6 protein-coding genes and 2 tRNA genes are annotated in these 11697 nt (G+C 46.0%); 3 read left to right on the top strand and 5 right to left on the bottom strand.

Annotated features, from left to right (window positions below; translation table 11 throughout):
* Positions 1 to 4237, top strand: a 4237-nt coding sequence (locus U9Q77_08805) for a tandem-95 repeat protein (GenBank protein MEA3287456.1), incomplete at its 5' end; no start/stop codon positions are given.
* Between the two features lie 578 nt (positions 4238 to 4815).
* Here U9Q77_08805 and U9Q77_08800 read toward each other — a convergent pair.
* The 4 genes from U9Q77_08800 to U9Q77_08785 form a co-directional block, all read right to left on the bottom strand.
* Positions 4816 to 4889: transfer RNA gene (locus U9Q77_08800), tRNA-Met, on the bottom strand.
* A 240-nt stretch (positions 4890 to 5129) separates the two neighbouring features.
* Complete coding sequence (locus U9Q77_08795) at positions 5130 to 6962, bottom strand: hypothetical protein (GenBank protein MEA3287455.1); 1833 nt, start codon at positions 6960 to 6962, stop codon at positions 5130 to 5132.
* A 195-nt stretch (positions 6963 to 7157) separates the two neighbouring features.
* A complete protein-coding gene (locus tag U9Q77_08790) occupies positions 7158 to 8549 on the bottom strand; it encodes a lysophospholipid acyltransferase family protein (protein MEA3287454.1) in 1392 nt (463 codons plus the stop codon).
* Between the two features lies 1 nt (position 8550).
* Positions 8551 to 9795: an MFS transporter gene (locus tag U9Q77_08785; GenBank protein ID MEA3287453.1), complete on the bottom strand. Its 1245-nt coding sequence runs from the start codon at positions 9793 to 9795 to the stop codon at positions 8551 to 8553.
* Positions 9796 to 10300: 505 nt separating this feature from the next.
* Between U9Q77_08785 and U9Q77_08780 the strand changes: the two genes are divergently transcribed.
* Positions 10301 to 10374: transfer RNA gene (locus U9Q77_08780), tRNA-Met, on the top strand.
* A gap of 145 nt (positions 10375 to 10519) precedes the next feature.
* Here the strand turns inward: U9Q77_08780 and U9Q77_08775 are convergent.
* Positions 10520 to 10798, bottom strand: a complete 279-nt coding sequence (locus U9Q77_08775; protein ID MEA3287452.1) for a transposase — start codon at positions 10796 to 10798, stop codon at positions 10520 to 10522.
* Between the two features lie 588 nt (positions 10799 to 11386).
* On the opposite strand from U9Q77_08775, the gene U9Q77_08770 reads away from it, so the two are divergent.
* Positions 11387 to 11697 (top strand): fibronectin type III domain-containing protein (locus tag U9Q77_08770; protein ID MEA3287451.1); only part of this gene is annotated, 311 nt, incomplete at its 3' end.

The raw sequence follows: 11697 nt of genomic DNA, 5'->3' as shown, positions 1-11697 counted from the left end.
TGATGCTGAGTACTCTGATACTACGGATGTGGTCATCATAGTCACTCCAGTTAACGATGCCCCCGTTATCACCTCACTTTCAACAGCTGATGCCACAGAAGACACCTACTTCAGTTATCTGGGCACAGCCACAGATGTTGAAGACTCAACTTTGACCTGGGTCTTTGATCTCATGCCGTCCTGGTTGACTGCTGAGGCTGATAGTGTCTTTGGAGTGCCTCTCGAAGGTGCTGTTGATACTTCATTCAGAGCGATTGTCTCAGATGAGAGTCTCAGCGATACCAGTATTGTGGCTATTACCATAACAGCTGTGAATGATGGTCCCATCTTCGCCAGTATTCCTGATCATAGCTACTTTGAAGGTGAGTCACTGTCGGTGGCTTTCTCGGGCTGGTATGACTTTGTGCTGGATGTTGATGATCCGGATGAAGATCTGACCTGGGATGTGTATGGTGGCAGTAATGTCATTTTGGATGTAACCACTGACAGTGTCGTTATTACTTCATCAACGAACTGGAATGGTAGTGATACTGTTCAGGTCGTGGTGAGTGATGCTGAGTACTCTGATACTACGGATGTGGTCATCATAGTCACTCCAGTTAACGATGCTCCAGTGATCACATCACTGGCTACGGATGCAGCAATCGAAGATACCTACTTCAGTTATCTAGGCACAGCAACTGATGTTGAAGACTCAACTTTGACCTGGGTCTTTGATCTTATGCCGTCCTGGTTGACTGCTGAGGCTGACAGCGTCTTTGGAGTGCCTCTGGAAGGTGCTGTAGATACCAGTTTCCGAGCGATTGTCTCAGATGAAGACCTGTCTGATACCCTGGTGGTGGCAATCATCATCGCTGCTGTGAATGATGGACCGGTGTTCACAGCCATACCGGATATTACTTATCCAGAGGATGATTCTCTAACTGTTCTGTTTTCAGAATGGTATGATCATGTCCTTGATATTGATAATGCAGACCCAGAGCTGACCTGGACTGTCTACGGTGGCAGTAATGTTACTCTGCTAGCCAGTGCAGATAGTGTTGTCATTACTTCACCGATCCATTGGAATGATCGTGATACCATTCAGGTCGTGGTGAGTGATGCTGAGTACTCTGATACTACGGATGTGGTCATCATAGTCACTCCAGTTAACGATGCCCCCGTTATCACCTCACTTTCAACAGCTGATGCCACCGAAGACACCTACTTCAGTTATCTGGGCACAGCAACAGATGTAGAAGACTCAACTTTGACCTGGGTCTTTGATCTCATGCCATCCTGGCTCGCTGCTCAAGCAGACAGTATTTATGGAGTGCCTCTCGAAGGTGCTGTTGATACTTCATTCAGAGCGATTGTCTCAGATGAGAGTCTCAGCGATACCAGTATTGTGGCTATTACCATAACAGCTGTGAATGATCCACCAGTACTACTGGCGCTAGCAGATACCAGTACCCTGGAAGATGAAACGCTTATCCTCCATTATGCTGACTGGTTTGATCAGGTATTTGATCCGGATCATGCAGATACGGAACTTAGCTGGTCCGTTTCTGGCGGCAATTCACTGACCGTCCAGAATCTTGATGATCTTTTCCGTATTATACCCGATGATGATTGGTATGGGGGTGAGACCCTGCGTGTAGCTGTGAGCGATGGAATCCTCAGTGATACAAGCTCCCTGTTTGTTTCAGTCCTGGCAGTTAATGATACACCTTATCTAACAGAGTCCTTCCCGGACCGACTGGTTGACGAAGACGCTTTCGGTGCCATGCTGTTTTCCAATCTAGAATGGTACTGTGATGATGTTGATCCTGATGATCTGCTGACTTACACGTGCAGCAGCCTGGATCTCGGTCTGGATTCATTGGTGATCCTGGCATCAGATCCTGCATTCCTGTCTGGTTGGCAGGAGACTGGTTGGGGTGACGCTATAATGTTTCAGCAACCCAGAATACGGACTAGAATTGTTCCACTTAGCTCGGAAAAGCGAGGTGAGAAAGAGCAATCCGTCATATCTAAACAATTAGGTGGAACTTTGCAGATGTCCACCAACTCCAGCGGTAGCCACTTCCTGAACAATTTCAGGGAAGATGATTCTACTGCACTCATTGTGTATCCTGCTGAGAACTTCAATGGGGATGTCCGTCTGGTCATGACCATCACCGATGACTCCTTGGCCGCAGTGAGTGATACACTGTTGCTGACCATTTTGCCCATCAATGATCCACCTGTGCTGGCTGCTATTGCGGATACCAGCCTATTCGAGGATGATACCCTCAGATTGAATCTCTCAGCCTTTGATTTGGATGGTGATGAATTGACCTTCAATGCTGTGAGTGATACGGGTGCACTGATCACCGAAGTGGATGATACCACTCTAATCCTGATTCCGGATGCTGACTGGAACGGAACCATGCATGTGCTGGTCAGCGTATCAGATGCAGATACCAGCGACACTCAATCAATTGCTGTACAGGTCCATCCTGTAAATGATGATCCCACTGTAGTTGATCCACTTATGGATCTAGCTGTATTCGAGGATGCTGAAGGTACTTTGCTGGTTTTGGATGCACTGTTCTTTGATGTGGATGTATCCACCAATGCAGACAGTCTCACACTAGGTGTATATAACAGCAATCCGGTTGTTTTGACTGCTATTTTGAACGATGCAACACTGGAACTGAATTATTTATCAGATCAGTATGGTGAAGCGATGATTGTTGTTACTGCAACTGATACAGCCTTTGTGAGTGTATCTGACACCTTCCTGGTGAACATCGCCGCCCTGAATGATTCGCCAGTGGTGCTTGGCTCCTTTGAGCCAGTCAGTGTGGATGAAGATGTTTTCTCGGCAGTGGTAGTTTCACCCATTGAGAATCATTTTTTCGATGTGGATACGGCGGATATCCTGACTTTCACCGCTCAAGCTCTGGATGGGGGACTGGATTCATTGCGGATTGATGCTCAGGATGCTCTGAACATGGCAGGCTATATCCCCGGTGGAAACGCTGGAGTCATGGCTCTGAAACGTAAGCTACATGCGAGTAGTTCAGTGGATAGAAATGAGGTGAGAGAGGTTTCCGGGAGAGTTGAAAGAACCATCCTGAAAAACTCAACAAGGACCACTTTTTCGCCATTAGGGGTCAATGAGGTTGGATCAGCTCGTGTGTTCTTGCGGGAAACCCGATCGGATACAACCGCTCTGGTGATTTATCCAACAGAGAACTTCAATGGTACTGTCCGGATTCTGATCACTGCTACTGATGATAGCCTGGCGTATATCGCTGATACTTTATTCTTAACTGTTGAACCGTTGAATGATGTACCAATGATCACAGCTATTCCGGATACAACAGTATTGGAAGATAGCAATCTGGTTATTGCCCTGCACGGCTACGATCTGGACCATGATCTTCTCAGCTATGCAGTGTTGGCCGACACCAGTGCCATCATAATCGAGTTGATAGATACAACTCTGACCCTGACTCCACTGGTGAACTGGAATGGATCCTCAATGATTGAGGTCCAGGTCTCTGATGCAGATACTTCTGCCACGATGCAGTTCGAATTGCAGGTCATCCCGGTAAACGATCCACCGGAAGAGTTTAGCTTATTAACCCCTGAGGCCGGGCTAATACTTCAAATCACAAATGAGAATCTGGGAGATACTTTGACCTTCTCCTGGAGCCCAGCTTTCGATCTGGATGGTGATACGATCACCTATTCGGCTGAGCTATCTGTGGATCTCTATCTGTTGAATATTAGTTCCACAACGGATACCAGTATCCAATTCACGTATCAAGCACTCTATGATATTGTAGATGCAGCTGGGTTCTCTGCAATTGTGGGAACCTGGGATATTTATGCCACAGATGGGGAAGAGGAAATCTACTCCAACAATGGAGATTTCTATTTGCGCATTGATATCAGTGCTGTGGGCATTGCTGATAATGAGATTCCTGAAGTGTACGCTTTGCATGCTGGCTATCCAAATCCCTTTAACCCCAGTACGACCATCCGCTATGATCTTCCGGAAGCTTCGCAGGTAACCCTCATTGTCTATGATGTTCTTGGTCGCCAAATCAGAACCCTGGTGTCAGAAACTGTAGATGCAGGCTATAGGTCGGTCCAATGGAATGGTCTGGATGATGCCGGTAGATCTATCGGTGCTGGTATCTATCTGTACCGGATCCAGGCTGATGGGTTTATTGAGACCCGAAAGTTGCTTCTCTTGAAATAGGGGATGCAGGAGGGTGAGTCATCAAATTAAGTATATTTTGCTAGAACCAATAGACGACAGTTTTGGTGAGAATATCAGAGGCCAAGGGGATTTCAAGAGAGTGCGAGACAGCACATAGGAGTGCATTAGTGTGGCGTATGTGTGGCGTAGCTTGCATCACACACCTACATCAAACTACACAACACTACACAATGAAACACTTCTTAAGCTGTTGAATATCATGGCATTTAACCCGTCTCAAAAACGTATGAGCTATGAGACTTTAGCCCTTGTCTCATAACCACCGTTTACAAGAAAGCATCGTAAGTATATAGATAATAGTATGTTATGGCGATAGTGGTGATTCAGGTAACAGCACTCCTGGAAACAAATAAGCCCCTGAGTGACAGGGGCTTAGGGTAGCGGCCTGTCTGCCGAAGCTCAACGAGCGTAGGAGGAGAGTAGGATTGGCTGAGCGTCATCCCTACGGGATTCCCTCGCCTTTCTCCGGTCCTAAGGACCTCCGAATCGAACAGACAGGTTCTCATCCACACTCCATACAACGCAAAAAGCCCCCTTATCAGGAGGCTTTTGCATTGTAGCGGGAGTAGGATTCGAACCTACGACCTTTGGGTTATGAGCCCAACGAGCTACCAGACTGCTCCATCCCGCGATGTTTGCCGGTTTTCGCTATTCAAGCTGCGCCCGGCGAGAGCGGGCTGAATATATACGGCGACCCAGGGTCTGTCAAGGACAGACGCATGAAAATGTATGAAATTGTTAAAAATATATTTTTAACAATTTGTGGCAATCAAACTGGGTTCGCTAATTCATCAATTTTCATGCATAACATCAACAAAATTAAATCAGTGAAGATCCGCGTAAATCCACGGCAAAAAAGATTCAGCACTTTCTACCAACTCAAACGACCACCTAACTTAATGACATATTCCTCGTTAAACGCATTGGTGAATACCACCGAAGCAGAAAAATTATCGTTATAGATGAAACTCATTCCCGCATTAAAATCAAATCCATCATCAAAGGTTTTAATGTCAGGAAATTTATATCCGTCAACAAAGTTCGTTTCATTTGTTTCGGTAATGACGCCATTGTTATCCCGGAAACTGTAGTCACGCCGGACGATCACATCGAAGTATTCATTGATATCAGTTTTCAAAAAAACTTTTGTTAATCCAGATTGAAGTTGAAAATATTCTCCAAACCTGAATAGAAATCCTACCGGCAGCCCAAAACTCAATTGTTGCTCACTGCGTTGCCAGGAAAACTCCTTTTCATCGATTTGACGCTGGATATCTAATCTGGTAGCATGACTACCCCCAGTCCTGTCCGTATAGGCGTATTTTTCGCCTGAGAACGGTTCATCTGCAGAGAGTTCGCGATCTTTGTATTGAATGGAGAGACCTCCCAGGAATCGAAAAGCCGGAGAAACCGTCCAGTCGACACCACCTGACATCCTGAAAAGCTTTTGCCTGAGTTGACCGCTTCCATTACGCTCCAGGACAGCCCAGGAAGAACTGGAATACTCATAAAGACTCGTATCATAATAATAAAAATGACGACTGTCATAGGCGCTGCGTTGATCCAATGATTCTGACTCAACCAGATCAGCCCGACGATCCTCACCATACAGCGTAAAACTGAATTGCTTGCCCTTGGTCTCGGGATAGAGATATTGGAAACCCAGATAGAATGTTTGCCCGTCATAATTCCAGTTTTTTTCAGAGAGATGAGTTGAGTTTCTTGAGTAGAATGTCGAATCATCGAGGGTGTGATCCGGATAGGGATCTTCCATCAATGAGAAGTGCCGTGAACTGTCTGTCACATTGAATAGACGATCAAGCTTTCCCAGCAATACACCGCCGCTGAAACCCAGACTTGATCCATCTGCTCTTTTGGTATTGATACCCAACATGAGATCGGTACTATTGAAAGCCTGCTCTCTTTCGGTTTGAGAATCATAAACGCTTACATAATCATCGTAGTAATCGGATTGGTCGTAAAAACTGTAATCACGCAGATTCCCATCCACTGATTCATCATTCATGGTCAAGCGCGCCCCAATGTCCGTGTTTTTGGTCAATGGATGGGCCAGGAAAAAGGTCAGGTGATAGCCCTGATTGATATTCAGGTCATCGCCTGCTTCCCGCAGATTGTAATCTTCATAGGGGTCTTCAGAACTTTCTAAGGCAGCGCCCACCGCATTGTAACCTCGAAAATTCCATTCGTCGTAGGGTTGATAGAATTCACTGATCCCGTAGATCCAGTCGAATGCGATTCCCAGGCGCGTCTCAGCAGCTCCCTTAAGCGGGTATCCCAGATAGACAAACCGGAAAGCCGGTTCATAATCCTGTTCCTCTTCGGTTTGCCGATACTGTGATCGTGGCAGATAATAGTAGTAGTCATACATTGGAACCACTCGACCAGGGGACTCGAAGCCACCATCAAATAGGTGTTGACCGCCTAGCTCAAGCTGCAGTAGGTGACGGGAGTTTCCCGACAATCCTGCTGCCGGATTTTTACTGATGTTGTCAAGCGGGGAATTATACAGATCCTGAAATTCAACTCCCAATGAATAGACAGTCATGGAGTGAAAACTGGCTGGTGCGAGAAAATTCTGACCCAGCACCAGATCACTGGCCATCACAGTATATTCCGGGTACCAGGCAGTGGCACTGGATGAGATCACAAGCAGTGTGAACAAAAAGGTTCTTATGGTAGTCATGTTATATCCCCCCGTGGGTTTTATGGTTATGATCATGAAAAAGTAATCCTTATCAATATAGTTCCCGACGATCTAAATGTTCCTGCAGTTTGATATGTTGGCTTGATACAGACTCGTCAGATTTTGGAATTGAATAATAATTCAGGGAACAGAAGTTGAGAGGGGACGTTGGTTGAGTATCTCTTCTTCCTACAATCAGGCTTCGGAGTCAACCTTCCCGACTCTGGAGTCTGATTTATCTTCGGTTCTGTTCATATACTGATCCTTGGCTGCATCAAGAGCTTGAATCAAAGCCATGCGCTCTTGAATAATCTCGTACATCAACGTCTTACGTTTGTAAAACAAAGTATAAATACGCAAGTGCTGACGATAGCGTTGCATCGTATCATGATAGTACAGAGCAAATCGACCCGCAGGCAGTAAGCTTAGTATGTAAATGGTTGTCCAGGGGCCGGAATGGGTGAGGAACCAGATGATCAAACCCTGTAGCGTGTAAAAAAAACCAAAAGCCATAAACCCGGAGAGCATTTTGATGCTGGAAAGGTATTCCAGTGATGTATCCATTTTTTTCACCATCCAAGCAGGTATGCGGTAGGCCAGGAAATTGTTGAGAATTCCCCAAAGATAGATGGGCAGCCCCACAAGCACTCCCACTAGACCAAGTATGCGGCGGGTAAAGGTCTTTTGACCTCTGGCTGTGGAAAGGAGGTCGTCACGCAACTCCAAGCCTTCGATTTTGGCCAAATAATGGGTCATCTGGCGGTTTATTTTATGAAAAGCTTCTGGAAATTTTGTAGAGTACCAGTTGATGGCATCAGCCATGCCTCTGGTAACTGAAAAATCATGCTGCTTCAGTTCGTCCTGAAGTCCTTGATCCGCTGCCAGTTCCAGTTTGTAAATCCCTCGTAGATTGTCTAGAACCGCTGCTGTATCAGCACTTTCCACTGTTGTTGTGAGTTTTTCAAGAGCATCTCGGATCTGGTTTGTGACCTGGTAGACCGCTTCAAACTCGTCTCTCGCGTAAAGTTCCTGGTAAGCCCTGAGATCAATGGGACGGCCAAAGCGACAATGTACATCGCTGAAGAATTCAGTAGGAGAGCTATAGTTGATCCCCGCTGGAATGATCTGAAGTCCCAACTGGAATGCATTTCTCACTTCGGCTCCCAAGCCGATGCGGGCAGTTCCGGTTTTAATCTCATGCAAGGTTCCATCCATCTGGCTGATCCCTTCAGGCATGATCACCAGCGCATTGCCAGCTTCCAGGGATTCATAGCATTTCTCAAAGATCTGAGCATTTTTACCCATTTCCTTTTCAGCGTCTTCTTTGCGGTAAACCGGCAGGACATGAACCGAGCGAAAAAACCTTTTAGCTATCCCTGAATTGAATAGTGTACTTTTTCCAAGAAAATGGGGACTGCGACCTGATAACAAAGCCACCAGAACAGGATCCATCATCGTGTTGGGATGATTGGCAGCCAGGATAAGTGGTCCTTTTACTGGGACACGATCTCTATGTTCTACATGAATACGCCGGAAGAAGACGTGTACAATAAAGAGAAACAGATACTTAAGGATGTGATAGAGCATGTCAGGTGACCGGGAGTGCCTCTCCTCGTTTCACGGGCAGCATAAAAAACAGTGCAATGATCAGAGTAATTGAGCCATAAATGAAACCTACTCCATAGTTGTTATTGAACATTTCGATGATCTTACCGGCCATGATGGGACCTGCAATAGCAGATGATTGGGCTGCCAGATAGTAGAGTCCGGTGTAGGCACCCAGTCGATCCTGGGGCGCCATATCCAGCACCATGGGAAGCGAATTGACCAGGATCAGTGACCAGGTCACACCGGTCAGGGGCAACATGATTTTGACCATGTCAATTGATTGGATGGAGTAACCCCAGAACAGGAGTACAGCAAAACCAACGATACCGGCAATAATGATCACACGGCGACCAAGTTTTGCACCGAGATAACCGCTCAGGGGCGAGAAAAGCACAATGGGAAGTGAAAAATAGGCCAAGAGACCGGTGGCTTGACCACTGTCGATCCCAAAGCGATTCACAGCAAAGGATGTAAAAAATACTTCCAGGGCTCCATAACCCAGAAACCAGAAGAAGATGGCCGAGAGGAGCATAAGGGCGGATCTATCTTTGTCTGTTACAACAGTTTTAAGACTATCCAGAATGCCCGGTTCTTCCTCCTGGGGTTCTGGAACCTCAGGTTCTTTGATGAAATACAGAACAACAGCAGCCCCAATGAGCATGATGATACCACCAAAATAGAAAGGCGCTCCCACTGAAACTTTAAATAAAATTCCACCCACTACGAAGGCCAACACAGCACCTATGCCACCCATTAAATTTATGATTCCATTGGCTTGTGATCGTTTAGGTGAGGGGGTGAGATCAGGCATGAGGGAGATCACTGGTGTACGAAAGACATCCATGGCAAACAGGGTGATAAAAATGGCGATCATAAATGGTATCAGTGAAACGCCCAACATCAAGGGGATGCCAATGAATCCGATAAATGCCAGTGGGGCACCCATGGCAATAAAGGGTTTCCGGCGGCCAATGCGGGTTCGGATCCGATCTGACCAGGCTCCAATGAAGGGGAGAATGAAAAGAGCAGCAATATTATCCAGGGTCATGATAAAACCAGTTGCTGTGGCACTCATACCGAAGCCATTTACTCCAGCTGAGCTGGCAAAGCCCTCGCGTCCTGCCTGGAGAAAAATGGGTACATAGGCATTGTAAATACCCCATAAAATGGTAGTCCCCATAAACCCAAAACCAAGCAGCAGCAAACGTCCATAACTAAATTTCATCACATGTCCTTCCTGGGTTGAGAGTGTTTGTTTAGTTTATAAAATAAGGTTGGTAGGGGATAATCCAATGATTGATAAAATGTTGATTCCCACGCATCTTTGGATATTCAAATCGTAAGTAACAGGAAAGCATGCTTGGGGCTGCTCGAATCAATTTAAAAAGAGCGCTAAATTCACTTGCTCACAGATAGGGTCCAGTCTATTTTTGCCCGCTTTTTAAAGGTCAATTATTGTTTAGCTGTTGTATTGACAGAGATTGTGAAGAAACGGGTTGAAAGATCGATTCGTAATTCACAATTTGTATTTGAAAAGGGTCCGGCTACGCATACCAGCTTCGCCGTGACAAGTAGTTAGAGAAACGCGATACAGGATCCGACTCCTCATTCGTAATTTCTAATTCCAAATTGAAAATTGGCAGGGTAGCTTCCGGCGTCGCCTATTGGCTATGCCGAGACAAGCAGTTGGAATTCATGAAGAGATTCAGTTCCAACCCTGATTGAAAATTGGCAGGGTAGCTCAGTTGGTTAGAGCACCGGCTTCATAAGCCGGGTGTCGGCGGTTCAAATCCGCCCCCTGCTACATACCTGCGTCCCAGCTTCGCTGGGATCTTCGGTATGCAGGCACACTTTGAAAGGTCTTCCGGATGGAGGACCTTTTTGCTTTGTGGGGTGTGATCAGTCTCCACCGCTTTCAGCGGTTACGCCCGGACGCGCGCAGAACCGCCCTAGCAACGCGCCGGTTTACCCGGAGTCGATGCACTAAAAACTTGGAGCTTGATCAAGTCATCCCCGATGATCTGTTTATTCTTAAGGGGCCTATGCTGTCCGGTGACCTCATACTTCATATTGTCTTTGACCCTGGAAACGAAGTAGACACTCCGTTGATTCAATGTATACAACCATTTGTAGTCAATGTAGCCTTTATCTATTGACAGGATGCTGTCTGGTAGTAATGCAAAATCTATTAAACCGGCCCATGTTATCCGTAAGTATGTTTTACACATATAGCCACAAAGTCACTAAGGCACGATGTTCTATAAATTCCCTGAATGGCTCTTTGAGCCTTTGCTTGTCCGGCGTAGCTCTTCCAGCGAAGATGGATGTCTTCGTGGCAAAAGAACTTACACTGCGGCGAGTTGCTCATTCCTGATGCACACGGCTATCTCAGGCCAGCTTAATAACTTATCCTCACTGCGAGCCACTCTGACCTCATGTTTCTTGCCATCTGTCATAACCATAAATGAGGGGAGTGAACCACTGTGATCATACAGGTAATGCAATTTGATGGCTCCCTTGCATTTACGGAAAAGAGCAGCCCAAAAAGCTGCTGCAAGCCGCTGAAATATTAGGTGTAATAGTTACCGTTGTACTTATTCTCCAATTCTTAAGATTCGTATCTCGGAAAAAGTCTGAGTAGTTCGGACATGAGCGTGTTAACTTGTGACATGGTCTGATTCTCCTTGGTTTTATTGTCTTATTGCCGGGATAATTTATCCCAACTCCAAGGAGTTCCAGACCTGTTTTCAAATATTTACCGGACACGAGTGAAGACAAGTAGCAAGAAAACGACAATAAACCCACAAGGACAGTAAATGCGAAAAATCACTGGAATCATTTTAGGATTTATCTTTTTATCAGCTCTGCCGTTATTAGCGAATGATCTGGTTCGTGGACCGTATTTACAGGATGCTCAGTTGACAACAATCACCATCCTATGGGAAACCGAATTGGCAACTATTGGAAAGGTTCGTTTTAGTACAAATCCACGGATACTGACCCAATCATCTGTGGATGATGAGCCTCAAACCCTGCATCAGATTGGGCTGGAGAACCTTAAGCCAAACCAGACATATTACTATCAGTGTATCTGGAAAAAGGGCAAAACGACACGGGGAAAATTTAG

It is taken from the genome of Candidatus Neomarinimicrobiota bacterium (assembly GCA_034716895.1).
In the GTDB taxonomy this organism is placed as follows: Bacteria; Fidelibacterota; UBA8477; order UBA8477; family JABMPR01; genus JABMPR01.
Note: the sequence above shows the minus strand (reverse complement) of the source record. Positions and strands in the feature narration are given on the sequence as shown.

Coding starts and splice junctions, on each gene's coding strand:
- U9Q77_08795 (MEA3287455.1), bottom strand. CDS start 6,962: ATGACTACCATAAGAACCTTTTTGTTCACACTGCTTGTGATCTCATCC.
- U9Q77_08790 (MEA3287454.1), bottom strand. CDS start 8,549: ATGCTCTATCACATCCTTAAGTATCTGTTTCTCTTTATTGTACACGTC.
- U9Q77_08785 (MEA3287453.1), bottom strand. CDS start 9,795: ATGAAATTTAGTTATGGACGTTTGCTGCTGCTTGGTTTTGGGTTTATG.
- U9Q77_08775 (MEA3287452.1), bottom strand. CDS start 10,798: ATGTGTAAAACATACTTACGGATAACATGGGCCGGTTTAATAGATTTT.